This window comes from Streptomyces sp. NPDC044044 (genome assembly GCF_056434405.1).
In genome coordinates, this window is record NZ_JBWKFG010000004.1 from 794,082 (window position 1) to 816,106 (window position 22,025).

Consider the following 22,025-nt stretch of genomic DNA (forward strand, 5'->3'; position numbering starts at 1 on the left):
GCTCCACCACAGCCGCCCTGTTCCGCACCCACCCGTTGACCCGGGGTGATCGGGTGGGTGGGCGGGGAAAATCCGCCGCGAAGCGGCGGGACAGGGTTCCGAGACGCACGGCGCGGACAGCAACGACCAACCCGCACCCGCAGGGGCCGGTCACCCCTCGACCCGGGGTAATCGGGCGGGTGGGCGGGAGGGATCCGGCGCGAAGCGGCGGGACAGGGTTCCGAGGGGCACGGCGCGGGCGGCAACGGCCAACCCGCCCCAGTGGGGGCCGGTCGCCCCTTGACCCGGGGCAATCGGGCGGGCGGGTGGGAAGGATCCGGCGCGAAGCGGCGGGACGGGGTTCCTAGGCGCACGGTGCGAGCAGCCACGACCAACCCGCCCCGCAGGGGCGGGTCACCCCTCGACCCGGGGTAATCGGGCAATCGGGCGGGCGGGATCCGGCGCGAAGCGGCGGGACAGGTGGTCCGCTGCGCCCGTGGTGGGCAAGGCGCGTCAGTCCCCAGCCACCCGCAGGGTCACGGCGCCGAAGGGGCCGAGTTCTTCGTGTCCTGGGGCGTTGCGTCCGCGTCGTCGCCGTTCGTGGCGGCCCAGGTGCCGATGCCTGCCGCGGCCACCAGGACCGCCCCCGCCACACCGAGCGTGATCCTGCGGCGGCGGGCCGATGCGCGGTGGCGGGCCGAGCCGGGGCGGGCCGCACCCGAGGCGCGGGGGGCGCGGGCCGTGCCCCGGGCGCCCCCGGCGAGCTCGTCGGGGCCCGGGACACGCATGGAGGTGTGGGTGTCACGGTTCGAGTCGGGCGTGGTCGCGCCGGGGACCAAAGGGACGGCGCCACGGCGCGGAGCACCCGGCGCCGGCTCCGGCGCGGGCTCCTCCTCCGCCTCCTCCGCCGGCGGCTCCGTGTCCGGCTCGTCCACGTCCAGCGGCGGCATCCCCGCCACCAGCGACTGCAGCTCCCGCAGCCGTGCCGCGAGCTCCGAGGCCCGCAGGCGCGACGCCGGGGCCTTCGCCAGGCACTGGACCATCAGCTGCCAGAGCTCGTCCGGGATGCCGGGGAGGGGGACGACGGTCTCCGTCACGTGGCGGCGCAGGACCGCCCCGGGGTGGCCGCCGCCGAACGGGGTGAAGCCCGCGAGGAGTTCGTACAGGACCGTCGCGAGGGCGTAGATGTCCACCGCCGCGCGCGGTGGCAGGCCCTCGATGATCTCGGGGGCGAGGTAGTCCGGCGTACCGATGATCTTCGTCGCGCGGGTGCGGCGCGGGGAGTCGATCAGCTTGGCGACGCCGAAGTCCGTGAGGAGGGCGGGGTGCGAGCCGCCGGGGCCGAGCGGGCCCTGCATGTCGAGGAGTACGTTCTCCGGCTTCACGTCACGGTGCACGATCCCCGCCGCGTGCGCCGCCGCGAGGCCGTCCGCCACGTCCGCCACGATCGCCACCGCCGCCTCCGGGGCGAGGCGCCGCTCACGGTCGAGGCGGGTGCGCAGGTCCGTGCCCCGGACGAGGTCCATGACCAGGGCGAGGTCGTTGCCGTCGACCACCAGGTCGTGGACGCCCACCACGCGCGCGTGGTCGAGGCTGAGCAGAGCCGTGCGCTCCTGGACGAAGCGGCCGACGAGTTCCTGGTCGGACGCCAGGTCCTCGCGCAGCAGCTTGATGGCGACGGGACCCTCGGGTCCCTCGCCCAGCCACACCGTGCCGGCGCTGCCCCGACCAAGGATCTGGTGGGCGGTGTACCGGCTGCCGATCTTGCGTGCCAAGACTGCTCCTACGGATGCGTGTTGGCGACAAAGCTACGCGGCCTCGACGCCAACCTTCACTCCAGGAGCAGAAATCACCCCGCAGGTGTCGACAAATCCCCAGAGTCGGGAGGGGATTCGCCCATCACTGACCGCGGGACCGCTAATTGCCGCTCAGTTTCCCTATCCAGCCGGAGGCGGTGTCGTACCAGTCCGTCAGCTGCTCCCAGTAGCCCTTCGTCGTGCCGATCCAATCCTGGAGCGGGCTCAGCTCCCAGACGAGCCAGCTCGCCACGAAGAGGATGACGAGCGTGAAGAGGCATCCCTTGAGGCAGCCGAGCCCCGGGATCTTCATCCGGTTCGGGTTCGAGCCGCGCTGCCTCGGCTCGCGCGGCGGCCGTCCTGCGGGCGGCTGCTGGGGCGGCGTCTGCTGCGGCGGCGCGTACTGGCGCGGCTGCTGCTGGGGCTGCGGGGCGTACTGCTGCTGGGGCTGCTGACGCTGCTGCTGCGGCGCGTACTGCTGGGGGCGCTGCTGCGGCTGCGGCTGCTGGACCTGGCGCTGGGGGCGGCGACGGCGCAGCGGGTCGTCGTTGGGGTCGAGATACGACTGGACCTGCGTCTGTTCGTTGCGGTCGCGGGCCGCCCGCATCTGGTTCTGCCAGGGGTGCGGGTCGTTCGGGTCGGCGCCGGGCTGGTTCGGCGGCACCGGCGGCATGACGGCCGTCGGGTCGGCCGCGCCTCGGTTCCCGCCCGCGTCTGCCGCGCCGGGACCGGAGCCGGTGCTCTGCATGACGCTCGTCGCCGCGTTCGGGTCGTACGACCCCGCGTTGCTCGGCAGGACCTGGGTGGGGTCGGCGGCGCCGGCCGTCCCCGGGACCGTGGCGGGCGCCGGGTCGGGCATAAGGAGGGCGCCGACGCCCTCCGCCGCTGCGATCTGCGCGCTGGACGCGTGCACGCCCACGCCGTCCGCGACGGCCCGCAGGCCGCGCGCGAGGTTCTCGGCGCTGGGGCGGTGGTCGGGGTTCTTGCTGAGGCAGCGCTCTATGACCGTCCACAGGGGGTCCGGGACCGTGGAGGGGCGGCGCGGTTCGGCGCTCAGGTGCTGGTGCAGGACTTCGAGGGCCGAGCCGCCGCCGAAGGGCGGGCTGCCGGTGACGAGCTCGTACAGGAGGATGCCCGCGCCGTAGATGTCGACCGCGCTGGTCTGCGGGCGGCCCTCGGCGGACTCGGGCGCCACGTACGCGGGCGTGCCGACGAATTCGTGGGTGCGGGTCAGGCCCGGGGAGTCGGCGAGGCGCGCGATGCCGAAGTCGGTGAGCATCGGGTGCATCGAGCCGTCCGCGTCCTGCTTGAGCAGGACGTTCGCGGGCTTCAGGTCGCGGTGCACGACGCCGTCCGCGTGGCTCGCGGCGAGGGCGTCGGCGATCTGGGCGGTCAGGAGGGCCGCCCCGACCGGCGAGAACGGGCCGTTCTCGCGGAGATAGCGGTGCAGGTCGGGGCCCTCGACCAGGTCCATGACGAGAGCCAGGAGCTCACCCTCGACGACCAGGTCACGGGTCCGCACGATGTTCGGGTGCGTGAGCCTGAGCAGGACGGAGCGCTCGCGCAGGAAGCGCATCACGATGTCCGCGTCGTTGGCGAGCTCCTCCTTGAGGACCTTGATCGCGACGGTCTCGCCCGGCTGGCCGGGAACGGCCGCCTCGGCACCCGCGGTCTCACGCTGGCGGGCTCGCCAGACGGTGCCCGTGGCGCCGCGCCCGAGCGGCTCCTCGAGCAGGTACTTGCTGCCTACCGGCCGCACGTCATGCTCCCTGCTGATCTGGCTGGTCTGTCCGGACCCGGCTACCCGCCGGAAGGTGTTCCGACCCACTGTAGTGCCGCCGAACGGGGCACCGGCCGGTCACATTCCGTGCCGGCCGCCGGGTGACCGGACTGCTGTTCGGTGGAAAGACGCCCCGCTGGGGCCGTTGGTTGCCGATGGACGGCGAATTGACCTTCGTCACCCCCCGGAGACCGGCGATCGCAACGGTCCAAGCAGGCACTTTTCCGAGCAGAGCCGACCAATCAAGATCACTTACCGGTGGCCGCCGGGCGTGTTGTCAGCGGCAGGTGCGAAGATGCCTATCTGTTACTGGCCGACGTGGCCGTGTGCGGTGGGGGGAATCACAGCGCGAGTCCCCGTGCCCTGCGGCAAGGGCAGAAGGGACCGCTGACGGCGATGCAGATCCGGCTGACCGTCCTCGGGCCGCGCAGCGGCCAGACCGCCGAGCCCCAAGGCCGTCCTGTCGTGCCGCGCGGCGCCTGTGACGTGCTGGTCACCGCCCCTGCGGGCACGGCGCTCGCCACGGTCGCCTCAGGCCTGGCGGCCGCCGTCGCGGGCGGCGACGGACCCGTCGTCCTGTATGCGGAGTCGGAGCGGCTCGACGCCCAGCGCTGCACCCTCGGGGAGCCCCCGCTGATCGACGGCGCGGTGCTCTCGCTCGGCTCGCCCGCCGAGCCGGGACCCGAACTCGCGGGAGCCGCGGCCCAGTTGCACGTGGTCGCGGGCCCCGACGCCGGCGGTGTGCACCTCCTGCACGGCGGCCAGATCCGCGTGGGCCGCTCGGCGGACGCGGACGTCCCGCTGGACGACCCGGATGTCTCGCGGCTGCACTGCGCGGTGACGCTCGCCCCGGACGGCCAGGTCACCGTCACGGACCTGGGGTCCACGAACGGCACGACGGTGGACGGCCGCGAGATCACCGACCGCCCGGTGCGACTGGCGCCCGGCTCCCTGCTGCGGCTCGGCGAGTCCGCCCTGCGGCTCACCGCGGGGGACGGGACGGGCGGCGCGCTGCCGACGGCTCCGGACGGCGAGGGCCACGTGCGCGTGCGGGTCACCGCGAGCGGCGACGCCCCCCAGGACACCGCCCAGGAAGCCGCCCGGAACGACCCCAGGAGCGCTCCCCCGGAAGCGGGCCGCACGACGCCCTCCGATGGCACCCACCATGCGTACGGATCGGCAGGCTGGGGCGCCGCGGGCGAAGGCGGCCAGGCGGCTGCGTACGGCCGGACGCCCCTCACCGACGTGCCGCTCGTGCCGCAGCAGGGCGGCGCCCCGGACGCCGAGAGCACCCGCACCGGCACCCCCGCGCGCGGGACGACCGTGCCGCGCGGCCTGCGCAAGCGAAGCGGCCTCTCGGCCTGGGCCCGGCGGCTCACGGGCGCCCGTGACGACGAGCACGGCCTGGCAGACCACGAGGACGACGTGTACGGCACGGGGAGCGAGGCCGCGCCCCCGCAGCCGGCGGGCCCCACCCCCGAGGACCTCGCGGTGGCCGCCGCCGCACGCACCCCGGAGTCCTGGCCCGACCCCGCGGCCCTGCTGCTCACGGCGCTCGGTCCCGGCCCCCGGCTCTGGGAGCGGGGCCCGGGCCACGCCGAGGCGCTCGCGGTCCGGCTCGGCACGGTCGACCGCGCGGCCCCGGACGAGCGCGGCCTGCTGCCCGCCGTCCCCGTGACGGTCAGCCTGCGCGAGGCGGGCGCGCTCGGCCTCGCCGGACCGCGCGAACGGCTCACGGGGCTCGCCCGTGCCGTCGTCGCCCAGCTCGCGGCGCTGCACTCCCCCGACGCCCTGGAGATCGTGCTGCTCAGCACGGACCGCGCACGGCCCACACCGGAGCGCGCCGCCGAGTGGTCCTGGCTCGGCTGGCTCCCCCACCTGCGGCCCACGCACGGCCAGGACTGCCGCCTCCTCCTCGCCTACGACCGCGAGCAGGCGGCCGCGCGCACGGGAGAGCTGCTGCGGCGCCTCGATGATCACGTGGCGGACAGGGAAACGGCCGTGGCCGCCGACGGCTCTGCCGACATCTCTCCGGACACCGGACCCCGCACCGTCGTCGTGGTGGACGGCGACCCCGGTTCCGCCGGGCTGCGCGAAGCCGTGGTGCGCCTCGCGCGCGAAGGGGACACCGCCGGGATCCATGTCGTCTGCCTGGCGGAGACCCCCGCCGCGTCGCCCGCATCGCCGGTGTCCGCCACGTACGAAGCGGCCTGCTCCGTGTCGCCCGCCTTCCGCGCGTGCGGCGCCGTCGCGCTGCTCAGCGGCGACGTGGCCACCGCGCTGCGGCTGCTGCGGACCGTGGACGGGCGCCCCGCGGGGCACGGCACCGTCGCCGCGGTGGACGCGGTGTCGCAGGCCTGGGCCGAGCGGTTCGCCCGCGCCCTCGCGCCTTTCCGTACGGACGGGGCGCCCGGCGACGGCCACGCGCGCGTGTCTGCCCCCTTGCCCCAAATGGCACGACTCCTGGACGAGTTGGGTCTCGCACGGGCCACCCCCGCCTCCCTGATGGCGCGGTGGGCCGCGGCTGCCGACGATCCCGAGGCGTCGGGCGGGCGGGCCTGGGCGGTGCTCGGGGCGGGGCCGCGGGGTCCCGTGGTGGTGGACCTCGCCGCCGAGGGCCCGCATGTGCTCGCCGAGGGCCCTTCGGGCAGTGGGCGTACGGAGCTGTTGCGCTCCATCGCCGCCTCGCTGGCCGCGGCGGAGCGGCCGGACCGGCTCGGCATGGTCCTGATCGACGGACGGGACACCACGGGGAGCGGCGGCAGCGGGACGAACGGGGGGAACGTCCGGCTCGTCGAGGGTCTCGCGGTCTGCATGGACCTGCCGCACGTCACGACGCATCTCGCCGCCAACGACCCTGTCCGGATGCGGGAGTTCGCCCAGTCCCTGACCGCCGAGCTGAAGCGGCGGGCCGAGTTGCTGGGGCGGCTCGGGTTCACGGAGTGGCATGCGCAGGCGCCTCCGGCCGGCGGGGGTGGCGGGGCCGGTGGGACCGGTGGAGGCGGCGGGGGCGATCTTGATCCGCCACCGAGCTCCACGATGCGGCTGCGGCCCGTCGCTGCCGCCCGCAAGGGAGCGGAGCCTGGGCCGCCGTTGCCCCGGCTCGTCGTGCTCGTCGATGACTTCGACGCGCTGCTCTCGCCTGCGCTGGGGTCACCGGGGCGGCCTGCCGCGGGGTCCGTCGTGCGGGCGCTCGAAGCTGTGGCCCGGGACGGGGAGCGGCTCGGGGTGCATCTGGTGGCCACCACGGCGCGCAGCGAGCGGACCCCGGAGACGGAGCTGGGGCGGCGGGCCGCGCTGCGGGTCGTGCTGGACGCCGTTGCTCCCGGGCCGGAGGAGCCCGCTCCCGGGCGGGGGGAGCTGCGTACGGCCGAGGGGCGGGTGAGCCCCTTCCAGGCGGGGCGGGTCACCGGGCGCATTCCTCGTACGTCCACGGTGCGGCCCACGGTTGTTCCTCTGGAGTGGGAGCGGATGGGGGATCCGCCCGCGCGGCGGCCCGTGCGGGAACTCGGCAACGGGCCCACGGACTTGGCCCTGCTCGCCAGTGCGCTGGAGCGGGCCGCGCGGTCCGTCTCGGCGGATCAGGTGCCGTCCCTGCTGTGAACCCCGTGCCCTGCCGTTGCCGGACATGACGCCGCAGCTCATGACGGCACGTCACAACGCCATCACGATCACCCAGTTGTCATGGTTGGCGCTCTTGCCGCCCCTCCCCACGCGGGCGTAGACAGGCCGCACGGGACACGTCGGGGCAGAGAAACGGGGCAGTGATGCGCAGCAGTCTTCGAACACGCAAGGCACCGCAACACCGGCGTACCACAGCCAAATTCGCCGCGGCATTCGTCGCGGGCGCGCTCGCGCTCACCGTCACCGCATGCGGCGGTGACGACGGCGACGACAAGGACGGCGGGGACAAGGACGGCGGCAAGGAGAGCGCCGCCGCCGTTCAACTGCCCAAGCTGGACGGGCAGACGGTCTCCGTCGCCGCCGTATGGGGCGGCTCGGAGCGGAAGGTCTTCCTCAAGGTTCTCGACGAGTTCGAGAAGCGGACCGGGGCCAAGGTCACCTTCGTACCGGCCCAGGACCCGATCATCAGCTTCCTGGAGTCGAAGGTCGCGGGCGGCCAGCCGCCGGACGTCGCGATGCTTCCGCAGGTCGGCGCGATCGAGCAGGCCGTGGAGAACAAGTGGGCCAAGCCGGTCGGACCGGAGGCGCAGAAGCAGCTCGACAAGAACTACTCGCAGGGCTGGCAGGACCTCGGGGCCGTCGACGACAAGCAGTACGGCGTGTACTTCAAGGCCGCCAACAAGTCCCTGATCTGGTACAACACCCAGGTCTTCGACAACGCGGGCGCCAAGGCGCCCAAGACCTGGGACGACTTCACGAAGACGGCCCAGACCGTGTACGACTCCGGCGTACCGCCGATCTCGGTCGCGGGCGCCGACGGCTGGACCCTCACCGACTGGTTCGAGAACATCTATCTCTCGCAGGCGGGCCCGGAGAAGTACGACGACCTCGCCGAGCACGAGATCAAGTGGACGGACCCCTCCGTGAAGGAGGCGCTGACCACGCTCGGGGAGGTCTTCGGCAAGAAGGGCTTCGTCGCGGGCGGCGCGGACGGCGCGCTGCAGACCGAGTTCCCCGCCTCCGTGAAGCAGACCTTCACCGGCGGCGACCAGCCCAAGGCGGGCATGGTCTTCGAGGGCGACATGGTCTCGCTGCCGATATCGGAGACGAAGGCCGAGATCGGCACGGACGCCAAGGTCTTCCCGTTCCCGGCGGTAGGCAGTGAGTCCCCCGCGGTCGTCGGCGGTGACGCCGCGGTGGCGCTGAAGGACAGCAAGGGCGCCCAGGCACTCCTCACCTTCCTCGCGTCGCCGGACTCGGCCAAGATCTGGGCGGAGGCGGGCGGCTTCGTCTCGCCGAACAAGAGCCTCGATCTGGCGGCGTACCCGAACGACGTGCAGCGGGGCATCGCCAAGGCGCTGATCGCGGCGGGCGACGACATCCGCTACGACATGTCCGACCAGGCCCCGCAGGCCTTCGGCGGCACGCCGGGCAAGGGTGAGTGGAAGGCGCTGCAGGACTTCCTGAAGAACCCGAAGGACGTGGCGGGCACGCAGAAGGCGCTGGAGACGGCCGCCGCCAAGGCCTACAAGGACTGACGCGGTGGCGTCCGCGAACGCCGGGGGCACGCCGAACGTGGCGCTGCCCCCGGATCCGAAACCGCGCAAGAGCGTGACAGGTACGCGCAAATCCGTGGCGGTGCTCTTTCTGGCGCCCGCCCTGGTGCTGCTCGGCGCGCTCGTCCTCTACCCCATCGGGTACTCCGTCTTCCGCAGCTTCTTCGACAAGTCGGGCGACTTCACGGCGTTCGGCAACTACAAGACCCTGTTCACGGACGACACCATCCTCACCGCGATCAAGAACAACGCGATCTGGGTGGTGGTCGCCCCGACGGTCGCGACCGGTCTCGGCCTGATCTTCGCCGTGCTCACCGAACGCATCCGCTGGGGCACGGCGTTCAAGCTGGTCATCTTCATGCCGATGGCGATCTCGATGCTCGCGGCCGGCATCATCTTCCGGCTCGTGTACGAGTCGGACCCCGAACGGGGTGTGGCCAACGCCGTCTTCGTGGGGGTGCACGACACCTTCGCCGAGTCGTCCGCCTTCCCGCAGGCGCATCCCAGCACGGAGTCGCCGCTGAAGTCGGCGGGCGGCGGCGCCTTCATCACGCGCAAGGCGGTGAGCGCGGGCACTCCGGTGGCCCTGCCGCTGACCGGTGTCGCGCCGGACAACATGCCGGGCGACGCCGAGTCCGCCACGGCCGCGAAGCCGGAACCCGGCAAGGTCACCGGCACGGCCTGGCAGGACTTCACCCGCGGCAAGGGCCGGGGCGAGATCAACGCCCCGGACAAGGCGGAGTTCGGCTATGCCGGGATCACGGTCGAGGCCGTCAAGGACGGCAAGGTCGTGGCATCGGCCAAGGCCGCGGGCGACGGCACCTTCGTACTCCCCAAGGAGGCGGACGGGGCTCAACTACGCTTCCCCGCATCGAACTTCCGCGAGCCGTACAACGGCGTGGACTGGCTGGGCCCCTCCCTCATCACGCCCGCGGTCATCGGCTCGTACCTGTGGATCTGGGTGGGCTTCGCGATGGTCCTGATCGCGGCCGGCCTGGCCAGCGTGCCGCGTGAACTCCTGGAGGCCGCCCGCGTGGACGGCGCCAACGAGTGGCAGGTGTTCCGCAGGATCACGGTGCCGATCCTCGCGCCGGTACTCGCGGTGGTGGCGGTCACGCTCATGATCAACGTACTGAAGATCTTCGACCTGATCTTCATCATCGCGCCGAACTCCTCGAAGGACGACGCGAACGTCCTGGCGCTCCAGCTCTACAACTCCGCGTTCCTCGACAAGGATTCGGGCGTGGCGAGCGCGATCGCCGTGCTGCTCTTCCTTCTCGTGATCCCGGTGATGCTCTTCAACGTGCGGCGACTTCGGCGGGAGGCTCGGCGATGACCACCCAAGTCGAAGTGGTGAAGGCGAAGCAGTCGCTCGGCGGGCGGATCGCCTCCGTCCTCAGCGGCAGCCTGGTACGCGCCCTCCTCGCCGTCGTCGCGCTCTTCTGGCTGGTGCCGACGGTCGGTCTGCTGCTCGGCTCGCTGCGCAGCTCGGCCGACATGGCGGAGAGCGGCTGGTGGAAGGTCTTCTCCACGCCGTCGCAGATGACGCTGGACAACTACACGAACCTGCTCAAGGACGAGACGATCACCGACTCGATCCTGTCCAGCATCATGATCACCGTCCCGGCGACACTGCTCGTCGTGATCATCGGGTCCCTCGCCGGATACGCCTTCGCGTGGATGGAGTTCCCGGGCCGCGACTGGTGGTTCATCGGCGTCGTCGGGCTGCTCGTCGTGCCCGTGCAGGTGGCGCTGCTTCCGGTGTCGAAGATCTTCGGCGCGATCGGGATCTTCGAGACGACGGCCGGTGTGGTCGTCTTCCACGTGGCCTTCGGCCTGCCGTTCGCGATCTTCCTCCTGCGGAACTTCTTCGCGGAGATCCCCCGTGAACTCCTGGAGGCGGCACGCCTGGACGGGGCCGGTGAACTGCGGCTCTTCTTCCGGGTCGTGATGCCGCTCGGCGCGCCCGCGATCGCCTCGCTCGGCATCTTCCAGTTCCTCTGGGTCTGGAACGACATGCTGATCGCGCTGATCTTCGCCGACTCCGAGAGCCCGCCGATCACGGTCGCTCTCCAGCAGCAGGTGCGGTCCTTCGGTGACAACGTGCAGATCCTGGCGCCCGGCGCGTTCATCTCGATGGTGATCCCGCTGGCCGTGTTCTTCGCGTTCCAGCGGCAGTTCGTGTCCGGCGTGATGGCGGGCGCGGTCAAGTAGCCGGCCGTCCACGGCACAGGCGCATATGTTCGGTGAGTGAGGCGGCCCGCCACCTGGGCCGCCTCACTCGCGTCCATCCCCCGTATGCCGCATATGGCGTAACTCGACCGGCCGCCGGGGCGTTGCCGGGCAGTAGCCCGCGCCGACCCATGGATGTGCCTTGCCCCGGTTCAGTGTCATCGTGCCCGTGTACAAGGTGCAGGCGTATCTGCACGCATGCCTCGAATCCGTCCTGAGCCAATCGTTCACGGACCTCGAACTGATCGTGGTCGACGACTGCTCACCGGATGCGTGCGGCGCCCTCATCGACGAATGCGCGGCCCGTGACACCCGGGTGAAAGCCGTCCATCTCAAGGAGAACGTCGGCCTCGGCCGGGCCCGCAACGCCGGCATGGAGCACGCGGACGGCGACTACCTCGTCTTCCTGGACAGCGACGACACCCTCACCCCGGACTCCCTGCACGCGATCTCCGACCGCCTCAAGGAGACGGACGAGCCGGACGTCCTGATCTATGACTACGCGCGCACGTTCTGGTCCGGCGAAGCCGTGCGCAACCAGTTCGCGAGCCTCCTCAAGGAGGACGGCAACGTCCCCTTCCGCCTCGGCGACCGGCCCGGCCTGCTCAGGCTCCTGATGGTCGCCTGGAACAAGGCCTACCGCCGCGACTTCATCGAGCGCGAGAACTTCACCTTCCCGCCCGGCCTCTACGAGGACACGCCCTGGACGTACCCGGTCCTGATGAAGGCGGGCTCCATCGCCACCCTCGACCGGGTCTGCGTGCACTACCTCCAGCGCCGCCGGGGCAGCATCCTGCGCACCACGACCCGCAGGCACTTCGAGATCTTCGACCAGTACGAGCGGGTCTTCGCGTTCCTCGACGAGCACCCGGAGCTGTCGGCGGCCTGGCGGCCCCTCCTCTTCCGGCGGATGGTCGACCACCTCTCGACGGTCTTCACCAAGCGGGACCGCCTCCCGCGCGGCAGCCGCCCCGAGTTCCTGCGCAAGGCCCGCACCCACTACCGCCGCTACCGCGTCCCCGGCGCCCGCCCCGGCACCCGCGCCCGCACCCGGCTGCGGCACGGCCTGGTGCGCCTGGGCACGCACCGCACCTATCGCACCCTGTGGACGGCGCTGCGGGTGCGGTCGAGGGCCAGGCGGTACGCGGCCACCGCGCGGCGCCGCGCCAAGGGCGCCGTCCTTCAGCTGCACTACCGGATCCAGCTGCGCCTGCCGCTGCGCGCCGACCGCGCGGTCTTCTCCTCGTACTGGGGGCGCGGCTACGGCTGCAACCCCGGCGCCCTGGAGGCCGCGCTGCGCGAGCACGCCCCGCACATCCGCACCGCGTGGGTCGCCGACCCGGCCCACCACCACACCCTGCCGACGGCGACCCGCAGGCTGCGCACCGGCACGGCGGCGTACTGGAGTGCACTCGCCCGCTCCAAGTACCTCGTGAACAACGTGAACTTCGACCGCAGGCTCGTCAAACGCCGCGGCCAGATCATGATCCAGACCCAGCACGGCACGCCCCTGAAGCTGATGGGCCTCGACCTCCAGGACCGCCCGGCCGCCGCGCGGGACATGGACTTCGCCGTCCTCATGCGCAACGCCGACAAATGGGACTACGTCCTGTCGGCGAACCGGCACTCGACCCTGGTGTGGGAGCGCGTGTTCCCCGCCTCGTTCACGACCCTCGAGTACGGCTACCCGCGCAACGACATCTACCAGCGGGCGAGCTCGGCCGACGTGGCCCGCCTCCGCGAGTCCCTCGGCGTCCCCAAGGGCGCCATCGCCATCCTCTACGCGCCCACCCACCGCGACTACCGCCACTCGCAGCTGCGCTCCCTGGACCTGGAGCGGATGCTGCACAACCTCGGCCCCCGCTTCGTCGTCCTGACCCGCGCCCATCACTCGTACGGGGCGCCTCTGGTGTCCTCGACCGACCGCCTGATCGACGTCTCGGACCACACGAGCGTCGAGTCCCTCTGCCTGGCATCGGACGCCCTGGTCACGGACTACTCGTCGCTGATGTTCGACTACGCCAACCTCGACCGCCCCGTCGTCCTGCACGCCGACGACTGGGAGGCGTACGAGGCGGCCCGCGGCACCTATTTCGACGTGCGCGAGTTCCCGCCGGGCGCGGTGGCGCGCAGCGAGGACGAGCTCACCGACATCTTCGCCACCGGCCACTGGCGCGGCTCACGCTCGGCGCAGCTGCGCGCCGCGTTCCGAGACCGCTTCTGCGTGTACGACGACGGGCGGGCCGCTGAACGAGTTGTGAGGCATGTGGTGCTCGGTGAGACAGGGGGTCTACCGTCTGTGGCGCCACTGGCGGACCGGCACCCGGCGCCGGCCGCGGGGGTGGCCGATGAGCCGCTGCCGCGGGCCGACGCCTCCCGGCCCACTCCCCGCTTCTAGCGAACGAACCGTGCTTCTGACGGCCCTGCGCGTCCGCCGCGCTGTCCTCCTTCCCCCATCCCCGGGACCAGATATGCAGAACGCTTCAGCCACCACGTCCGCGACCGCCACCGCGCCCGCCACCGGCCAGGACTCCGGTCAGCTGCCGCGGCCGGGCAGGCTCTCCGATGTGAAGGGGTGGTTCCACCCGGTCGACCAGGTGCTGTTCGACTGGATCCTGAGCCGGCAGCTGGAGCGGGGCCAGCGGGGTGATCTGCTCGAGCTCGGCGCGTATCTGGGCAAGAGCGCCATCTTCATGGGCGCGTATCTGCGCGGGGAGGAGACCTTCACGGTCTGCGACCTCTTCGACTCGCCCGCCCCCGACGAGGCCAACTCCGCCGAGATGGGCCGCTCGTACGCCACGCTCACGCGCCGTGCCTTCGAGGCCAACTACCGCTCCTTCCACGACGGTCTGCCGCAGATCGTCCAGGAGCCGTCGTCCGGGATCACCGCGCACGTGGGGGCGGACAGCTGCCGCTTCGTGCACATCGACGCCTCGCACCTGTACGAGCACGTGCACGCGGACATCGCCGCCGCCCGTGAGGTGCTCGGGCAGGACGGGATCGTCGTGCTCGACGACTTCCGGGCCGAGCACTGTCCGGGCGTGGCCGCGGCGACCTGGGGCGCGGTGGCGAGCGGGCTCAAACCGCTGTGCATCACGGCCACCAAGTTCTACGGGACGTGGGGCGACTACGACGCGGTCCACGCCGATCTCGCCGCGTTCCTCAAGGGGCGCGACGACATGTGGCACGGCGCCGAGGAGGTCGCGGGCTTCCCGATGATCAGGATCAGCGGCAAGAAGGCGAAGTCGCCGGAGCAGCCGGTGTCACGGCACGCGGACGAGGCCTCCCCTCGGCCGACCGCCCCCTCCGCGCCACCTGCCGGCGCCGGAGCCGGAAGCCGGGCCAGGGGCCTGCTGTCGTCGCTTCTCGCGCGCTCGGGACGTTCCTGACGTCGGACGGGGCCGCTGTGGGCGGCCCCGTCCGCGCTCAGCGTTCGAGCAGCTCGAACAGCGCTTCCCAGCGCTCCAGAACCCGCGCCTCGGAGAACCGCTGCACGTTCATCCGGGCCCGCTCCCCCATCGCGTCCCGCAGCCGGGGGTTGCCGGTGAGGCGCAGGAGGCGGTCGGCGAGGGCCTCGATGTCGCCGGCGGGGGCGAGCAGTCCGTCCTCGCCGTGGCGCACGATCTCGCGTACGCCGGGTGCGCAGTCGAAGGCCGCGCACGGCACCGCGCTCGCCATGGCTTCCATCAGGGCGAGCGGGAAGCCCTCGCCGCGCGAGGACTGCACGAACAGGGAGCTCTCGGCGAGCACACCCGGCACATCGCTGGTGCGCCCCCGCCACTGGACCGAACGGTCAAGACCCAGGCGCGTGCACTGCCGCTTGAGGTCGGCCTCGTCCGCGCCCGCTCCGTAGATCCGCAGCGTCCAGTCGGGGCGCTGCGGTGCCACGAGCGCCCAGGTGTCGACGAGCATGTCGACGCCCTTCTGGTCGGCGAGCCTGCCGATGCTGCACACCACCTTCCGGTCGCGGGGCGAGGGCACCGCGGGGAGGTGGGCAAGGGCGTTGGGCATCGCGCCGACGTTGTGCATGCCGTCGGCGATCCAGTCGTCGGCGTCCTCCTGGGTGAGCGCGAGCCAGCGGTCCACGGAGGGGTAGCTGCGCCTGACCGCGCGGTAGCGGTGGCAGGCGCGGGTGTAGGCGTACGACTCGTGGCTCATGCCGATGATGCGCAGGCCCGCGGTGTCCGCCTCCCTGATCCACTCCATCGGCCAGACCTGCGTGACGATGGCGACCGCGCCGGGGCGTGCGGCGCGGAAGAGCTCCGAGAGCCGGTCGACGGTGCGGCGCTTGGCGGCGACCCGTACCGATTCGCGGCGCCGCGCCACCACGTTGAGGCGGCCGAGGCCCCGCGCCGGGCGCGGGGTCTGCGGGTGCTCGCGGTAGAGGCTGGTCACGGGGTAGCCGAGGTCGTCGGGGAGCACCAGCTTCAGCTCGGCCTCGTGGACGCCGATGACGTGCACCCGGTGGCCGTTGCCCTGGAAGAGCCGGGCCATCTGGTGGGCCCAGGCGGTGACGCCGCCGAGTTCGTCGACGGTGTTCGCGACGAGGAAGAGGTCACGGCTCTTCGTCGCGGTCGCGAGCTTCGTCGTGGTCATGCGCCGTCCCTCTTCTCCGTGTTCCCGGACTTCTCCGCGCTCCCGGACTTCTCCGTGCTCGCGGCCTTCTGCGTGTTCCCGAACCGCTCCCCGAAGAGCGTGTCCACCACTTGGGCCGCGGCCCGCCCCTGGTCGTACGCGCCGAACCGCGCCGCGAACGCCTGCCGGGCCTCGGCCCACGCCCCGTCGGCCTGCTTCAGCGTGGCGAGCACGCGCAGCAGTTCCTCCTCCGTCTCGACGACGGGCCCACCCGCGTCGTCCCGCAGCGCGAAGTAGCTGCCCCGCTCGGCCGCGTACGCGTCGAGGTCAGGGGCGAAGTGCACCAGCGGCCGGTCCAGGAGCGCGAAGTCGAACATGATCGACGAGTAGTCGGTCACCAGCACGTCGGCGAGGCAGAGCAGCTCGCTCACGTCGTGGTGGGCCGACACGTCGACGACGGTGCCGGGCGGGCACACCGGGAGGCTCGCCGCCTCCATGTAGTGGGCGCGCACGAGGAGGACGTGGGTGTCGCCGAAGCGGTCCGCGAACGTGGCGACGTCCAGGGGCAGTCGGACCGCCTTGTTGTTCTTGGGCAGACCGCGGAACGTCGGCGCGTAGAGCACCACCGTCTTGTGGTCGGGGATGCCGAGGTCCGCGGCCACGGCCGGTCGCGGGAAGCGGCCCGACGCCTCGTCCCTGGCGCGCGCGGCGACCAGGCGGTCGTTGCGCGGGTAGCCGCAGCGCAGCAGCCGCTCATCGGGGATGTTGTAGGCGCGGGCCAGGGTGTTCACGTCGTGCTCGGAGCGGACCAGGAAGTGGTCGAAGCGGTCGACGGCCCGCTGGAGCCACTCGCGCTGCGGGGCGTTCTGCGTCTTCAGGCGCGCCTCGTCGAAGCCCATGCGCTTGTACGCGGAGCCGTGCCAGGTCTGCAGGTACGTGGTGTGGCGTGGCTTGGGCAGTGCGTGCGGGAAGCCCTGGTTGTCGATCCAGAACTCGGCGCGGCCCAGCGCCCACAGATAGCGCCAGGACCAACGGCGCACCAGGCGGGACGAGTCGGGGAATCCGTCGGCCGAGGCGGCGTACGACCAGGTGCAGCGCAGCCGCAGGCCACGGTCGACGATCTCCTGGTGGACGGCGCGCGGGCTGTCGCCGTAGCACCTGCCCATGTGGCTCTCGAAGACCACCGAGCCCTTGCTGACGGGCAGCCGCCGCAGCACACGGCGGTAGACGCGCAGCTTGTACGGCTGGGCGCTGAGCCTGTCCCACCTCTTGCGCAGGGCCCGCAGCCGGAGCCTGAGCTTGCGTGCGGGGCGGAAGTGCGTGGCGTAGTGCAGGGCCGCGCGCAGGGTGCCCGCGGCGCGGTGGCGGGGTGTCAGGCGCAGCTCCAGCCTGTTCGCGCCGGTGACGATGGCGCTCTTGCTCTCCCCCACGGTCTCCGCCTCGGCGACGAGCTCGGTGGTCAACTCCTGGTCGCCCGCGGTCAGTTCCAGCCGTGGCTCCCAGGTGCGGTCGCGGATGCCGAGGTCCCGCAGACCGGCGGTGAGGCCCACCGTGGCCCGCCAGACGACGGCGCCGCCGTCGTAGTGCGCCTCCTCCACGGGTACGCGGAAGCCGCGCCGCCCCGCGCCGCGCGCCCGCACGTCCAGCCAGGCCGTGAGCGGCGGCCGGTCGGGCACCAGCCGGCCGGGGAGCACGACCCGCCCTTCGAGGACCGCCTTGCCGCCGTCGACGGCGCACCTGGTGAGGCGGTTCAGGAGCCGCACGTCGCCCAACTGCCGGTACTGATGGCCGAGTTCGCTGACGTCGAGCACTTCACGTACGCGCGGGTCGTCGAGCCCGTCCGCGCGCCAGTAGACCGTGCCCTCCCGCTCGGTCAGCTCCGAGACGACGGTCCCCGGCCGCCCCAGCGCGTACGCGGCGGCGAGGACGCCGTCCGTGTCACCCTCGGCGAGCAGTCGCACGCACACCCGCTCCACGGGTTCGAGCGCGTCCAGGGCGCGCGCGTCCACGCGGCCCGCCAGGTGCGGGGCGAGCCCGGCCGTGGCCCGGCGCCGTTCCTCATTGGTGAGCTGCGGGAACGTACGGGCGCAGGGCAGCACGTGGTCGGTGAGGAAGGCGCGCTCGCGCCGGTCGCACAGGTCGAGGCGGCCCAGGCTCACGAGGAGCCCGGCGACGCGGTCGTTGGCCTCGGCGAGGGCGGGGGTCTCGCGGGCGGGGGCGGGTGCCGCGCGGCGGGTGGTGATCAGGTTCGGCACGAGGGTGATGCCGCGGACGCCGAGGGCCGCTTCGACGCCGAAGAGGACCTCGCTGTGGTCGAGGTCCTCGGCGTACCGCAGTCGCGCGCCGTCCAGGACGTCACGGCGGACGCAGAACCCGGTGATCAGGGAGTCCCTGGTGACGAGTTCGGGGGCGTCGGAGAGGTTCTCGATCTCCCTGGTCCGCGCGTGCAGTCGAGCCTGCCAGCTCGGGCCCCGCTCCTTCCTTCCGCTGCCCGTGAGCCGCGTCCAGCGCCCCGCCACCAGGTCGGCCCCGGAGGTGCGTGCGGCGTCGAAGAGGTTCCGGCAGGCGTGCCGCTCCAGGAGTTCGCCCTCGTCGAGCACGATGACGTACCGGCCGCGCGCCGCGTCGAGCCCGAGGTTCCGCGACGCGGCCACGGACATGACGCGCTCCGCCCGGACCAGGCGCACCCGGTGCGGCTGATCGGCGGCGAGCTCCCGCGCGGCGTCGCGGGCGGGGCCGTCCGCCCCGGGGTCGACGACGACCGCCTCCACATTGGCCATCGTCTGGTCGAGCACGGACCGCACCGACTCCCGCAGGGCCTCGACGTCCGTGCCCGCCACCACGACACAGCTGACGTCGTGCAGTTCCGGCGTGCTCATGCGTGGCCCCCTTCGAGCATGGCGTCCGCGACACCGGCGGCCGCGTTCCCGTCGTCCAGATCGCAGAAGACCTCGCGGAATCTGTCGTACGCGTCGGCGTAGGCGGCGGTGGCGGCCGCCGGGTCGCGCAGCGCCTCGATGACCTCGTCGCCCGTGGTGAGCAGCGGGCCCGGCGCCTGGGCCTCGAAGTCGAAGTAGAAGCCGCGCAGGGTGTCGCGGTAGTGGTCGAGGTCGTAGGTGTGGAAGAGCATCGGGCGCCCGGTCTGCGCGAAGTCGAACATCAGGGACGAGTAGTCGGTGACCAGGACGTCGCTGATCAGGAGCAGTTCGCTGACGTCGGGGTAGCGCGTGACGTCACGGACGAAGTCCGAGCCGGGGACGGTGCCGCCGACGAGGTAGTGCCTGCGGACCAGGAGCACCTGGTCGTCGCCGATGGCGCGCCGCGCGGCGTCGAGGTCCAGCTGGAGGTCGAGGCCGTAGCGGCCGCCCTGCTTGGGCTGGTTCTCGCGCCAGGTGGGCGCGTACAGGACGACGCGCTTGCCCTCGGGGATGCCGAGCCGCTCGCGCACGGATGCGGCGACCTTCGCGCGGTCCGCGGCGTGCAGCAGGTCGTTGCGGGGATAGCCGCGTTCGAGGACTTCGCCGGTGTAGCCGAAGGCGCCGCGCAGCAGGGGCGTCGAGAAGCGGTTCGGGGAGACCAGGACACTCCACTGGTCGGCGCGTCCCGGCAGCGTCGCCATGTAGGCGCGGTCGCCGGAGGCGTGGCCCGCGAGGTCGCGGCCGATGCGCTTGAGCGGGGTGCCGTGCCAGGTCTGCACGACGTACTGTCCTTCGGCGCGCTCGAACCAGGCGGGCAGCTGGGTGTTGGTGACGATGTAGCGGCAGCGGGCCAGGGCCTCGTACCACTCGGCGCTCCACAGGGCGAGGGGCGTGGCGCTCTCGGGCAGCGCGACCTGCTGGTCGCGCACCACCCACAGGTGCTCCAGCTCGACGCCTCTGCCGACCAGTTCCTCGTGCACGGCGCGCGGCGAGTCCGAGTACTGCCGTCCGTCGAAGCTGCAGTACAGGACGGCGTCGCGCAGCGGCTCGCCGCGCCGCGCCGCGTACACCTCGCGCAGCCTGCGCTGGCGCGGGCCGCCCCGGTCGGTCATGGGCACCGCGGAGCCCGAGCGCAGGTGGAGGCCGTCGTGGGCGTGGCGCTTGAGGCTGATGTCACGGCCGGATCTGGTGCGCACGAGCGGGAGTCCGCGGTCCTTGCCCGGCGCCACGCACACCGGGGTGTACTGCTCGGGGTCGCTCCGGCCGGGCTCGCGCAGGAAGAGGTTCCAGCGTCCTTCGGCGAGCGGCAGGGTGCCTCCGGGGCCTGGCAGGGCCTCGGGGCGCAGCGCGGCGGCGAACCGCCCGCCCTCGATCCGCACCGGCACCACGGCCTCGTCGCCGTGGCCCGCGTGCACGAGGACCAGCTCCCCCGCGCGGGCGGCGGCGTCGGGGTGGCTGCCCTCGATGAGCAGCTCGTCGTCCCAGGTCACGCTGGAGACGAGCGGCCGCACGGTCTGGTCGCGCAGCTCCAGGTTCCCCGCCGCGTTGGCGAGGACGAGGAGTTCACGCCCCGGCAGCAGTCCGTACCTCCCCGGCGGCACATCGGGGCAGGCGGCGAGCGGTGTGCGGCCCCCGCCCTCGCGGACCAGGGCGACGCCCCACGGGTCGGCCTTGCGCGGTGTGCCGGTGCGCTCGTCCTCACCGGCGTGGAAGAGGGCGAGCGGCACGTCCGCGCTGAAGTCACGGCCGTTGACCAGGGCGGGGACGTAGTGCGCCTCCTTGGTGTGCCAGTTCTCGACCCGCAGCGCGTCGACGGCCTGCGACTCCCCCGGCGCGAGCCTGCCGTGCAGCCGGATGACGCCACCGCACCCCTCGTGCGCGACGAGCCGCCCCGCCACCCGCTCCGTGCGCAGCCGCAGCCGCCCCTTGCTGAGCGTGACGGCCACGCGCAGGAACTCCTCCAGATACCGCACGGGAAGCCGCGGCGCGCCGCTCATCCGCACCGGCCCGGTGCGCGGCAGCAGCCCGCTGACCACGCCCATCTCCACGTTCCAGGTGGTGCTGCGCCGCTTGGTGACGGTCCTGCGGGGGTCGATGACCGTCTCGAATCCCGACCGGTCGTAGCTGTGCAGGCCCTGCTTGGAGCGGTACGTCGCCTCGCGCGCCCGCACGGTGCGCAGCTTCAGCGGAAGGACCCGCCGCCGCCCGGCCCGCAGCCAGGCGACCCTGGCGCGCGCCCCGAGCCGCCCGGCGGGCAGGTTGGGGATGTAGGCGTAGCCCTTGAGCCGGAGCCTGCCCTGCTCGTCCCAGGCGGCGTGGGTGAGCTGCGCGGTCAGCGGCAGGTCGGAACGTTTCAGGGCGACGGTCTCGCGCGGCAGGCCGCCGATCCCGGGGAAGTCGGCCCGGCGCCTGCGCAGGCCGCGGACCCGGAAGGCTTCGGGGTGGGACTTCTCGTACGCCATGAAGGCGATCAGGTCGGTGACGCGGCGCTGGCGGATGAGCTGCCAGCGCACGCGCAGCGCGAGCGGCAGTGCGGCGACGACCGCGGGGTCGACGGTGTCGAGGAAGGTGTTGGCCTGCTCCATGAAGACGTCGTGGTACGCGGCGTCGCCGTGCGGCAGGGCCTCCATGAACAGCCACAGGTCCCCGGAGAACACCGTCGTGTCGTAGCGTCGCTTGGCATCGGCGAAGACCTCCGCCTGTGGTGTGCCCGCCGCCCCGGCGGCCTTCTCGGCGAGGAATCCGCTGGCCGAGAGGACGGCGGCCGTGCGGTCGCGGACGGCGCGGGGCTTGGCGCGGCGGCTGGTGATGGAGCCGTCGCGGTCGCGCCAGAGGTAGACGGGATCCTTCAGTACGTCGACGGACGCGGCCAGGAAGTGGGCGGGGATCGTGACGGGGGTGTCCTCGAAGAGCACGCCCTCCGGGAAGGCGAAGGCGTGCCGGTCCCAGAAGTCCCTGCGGAAGACCTTGTTGCAGGCGATGCGGTCGCCGAGCAGCTCCCAGTCGCGCGTGACGTGCGTGGCGCTGCGGTTCTTCTCCATCACCTTGCGGAACATCGGCGACTGCTCGCTCCTGCCTGCGGAGCGCAGCCGGTGGACGTTGCCGGTGACGAAGTCGGAGCCGGACTCCTCAAGCGAAGCCAGCATCCGCTCGTACGCGTCACGCGGGACGACGTCGTCGCTGTCGACGAACGTCAGGTATGTCCCCCGCGCCTCGCGCACCCCCGCGTTGCGGGCCGCCCCGAGCCCCGCGTTCTCCTGCTCGACCAGCCGGAATCTCGCGTCATCGGCGGCGAACTCGCGGGCGATGCGCGGGCTCCCGTCGGTGGAACCGTCGTTCACCATGACGACTTCGAGGTCCGGCATGGTCTGCTCGGCCAGTGACCGGAGGCAAGGGCCGAGAAACTCCTCGACGTTGTAGACGGGGACGACGACGGCAAGTCGGGGTGTCATGCGCTGCGCACATTCCTTCCGGAGAACTGACGGGCACGGCTGCGCGTCCTGCTGGGGGCCACTTGGTTAACAACCGCCGCCCTTCCGGGTCACCCGCGCAGAGCCATTCGAGT

The 22,025-nt window shown here is 72.6% G+C and carries 11 protein-coding genes; 6 read left to right on the forward strand and 5 right to left on the reverse strand.

Annotation, left to right across the window (positions count from 1 at the left end):
- Positions 1 to 515: 515 nt before the first annotated feature.
- Together AC07AG_RS19255 and AC07AG_RS19260 are read right to left on the reverse strand one after the other, a co-directional pair.
- Entirely contained in the window at positions 516 to 1,754 is a 1,239-nt protein-coding gene (locus AC07AG_RS19255) for a serine/threonine-protein kinase (protein ID WP_478756232.1), read from the reverse strand.
- Between the two features lie 142 nt (positions 1,755 to 1,896).
- The gene (locus AC07AG_RS19260; protein WP_478756233.1) at positions 1,897 to 3,534 is read right to left on the reverse strand and encodes a serine/threonine-protein kinase; all 1,638 of its coding nucleotides are present in this window, start codon (positions 3,532 to 3,534) and stop codon (positions 1,897 to 1,899) included.
- Positions 3,535 to 3,951: 417 nt separating this feature from the next.
- On the opposite strand from AC07AG_RS19260, the gene AC07AG_RS19265 reads away from it, so the two are divergent.
- From AC07AG_RS19265 to AC07AG_RS19290, 6 genes are all read left to right on the forward strand, one after another.
- Positions 3,952 to 7,158, forward strand: a complete 3,207-nt coding sequence (locus AC07AG_RS19265) for an FHA domain-containing protein (protein ID WP_478756234.1) — start codon at positions 3,952 to 3,954, stop codon at positions 7,156 to 7,158.
- A 164-nt stretch (positions 7,159 to 7,322) separates the two neighbouring features.
- Entirely contained in the window at positions 7,323 to 8,717 is a 1,395-nt protein-coding gene (locus AC07AG_RS19270; protein ID WP_478756235.1) for an ABC transporter substrate-binding protein, read from the forward strand.
- 73 nt (positions 8,718 to 8,790) lie between these two features.
- Positions 8,791 to 10,071, forward strand: a complete 1,281-nt coding sequence (locus tag AC07AG_RS19275; RefSeq protein ID WP_478756324.1) for a carbohydrate ABC transporter permease — start codon at positions 8,791 to 8,793, stop codon at positions 10,069 to 10,071.
- Positions 10,068 to 10,949: a carbohydrate ABC transporter permease gene (locus AC07AG_RS19280; protein WP_478756236.1), complete on the forward strand. Its 882-nt coding sequence runs from the start codon at positions 10,068 to 10,070 to the stop codon at positions 10,947 to 10,949. The genes AC07AG_RS19275 and AC07AG_RS19280 overlap by 4 nt, the downstream gene beginning before the upstream one ends.
- Before the next feature lie 160 nt (positions 10,950 to 11,109).
- Complete coding sequence (locus AC07AG_RS19285) at positions 11,110 to 13,365, forward strand: bifunctional glycosyltransferase/CDP-glycerol:glycerophosphate glycerophosphotransferase (protein WP_478756237.1); 2,256 nt, start codon at positions 11,110 to 11,112, stop codon at positions 13,363 to 13,365.
- 73 nt (positions 13,366 to 13,438) lie between these two features.
- Positions 13,439 to 14,356, forward strand: coding sequence for a class I SAM-dependent methyltransferase (locus tag AC07AG_RS19290; protein WP_478756238.1), 918 nt, complete (start codon positions 13,439 to 13,441; stop codon positions 14,354 to 14,356).
- 37 nt (positions 14,357 to 14,393) lie between these two features.
- On the opposite strand, the gene AC07AG_RS19295 is transcribed toward AC07AG_RS19290, so the two are convergent.
- From AC07AG_RS19295 to AC07AG_RS19305, 3 genes are read right to left on the reverse strand one after another with little or no spacing between them, the layout of a single operon-like run.
- Positions 14,394 to 15,563 carry a glycosyltransferase gene (locus AC07AG_RS19295; protein WP_478756239.1) on the reverse strand — a complete coding sequence of 390 codons (1,170 nt, stop codon included), beginning with the start codon at positions 15,561 to 15,563 and terminating at the stop codon, positions 14,394 to 14,396.
- Positions 15,560 to 18,421 carry a bifunctional glycosyltransferase/CDP-glycerol:glycerophosphate glycerophosphotransferase gene (locus AC07AG_RS19300; protein ID WP_478756240.1) on the reverse strand — a complete coding sequence of 954 codons (2,862 nt, stop codon included), beginning with the start codon at positions 18,419 to 18,421 and terminating at the stop codon, positions 15,560 to 15,562. The genes AC07AG_RS19295 and AC07AG_RS19300 overlap by 4 nt, the downstream gene beginning before the upstream one ends.
- Positions 18,418 to 21,912: a bifunctional glycosyltransferase/CDP-glycerol:glycerophosphate glycerophosphotransferase gene (locus AC07AG_RS19305; RefSeq protein ID WP_478756241.1), complete on the reverse strand. Its 3,495-nt coding sequence runs from the start codon at positions 21,910 to 21,912 to the stop codon at positions 18,418 to 18,420. The genes AC07AG_RS19300 and AC07AG_RS19305 overlap by 4 nt, the downstream gene beginning before the upstream one ends.
- Positions 21,913 to 22,025: the final 113 nt, after the last annotated feature.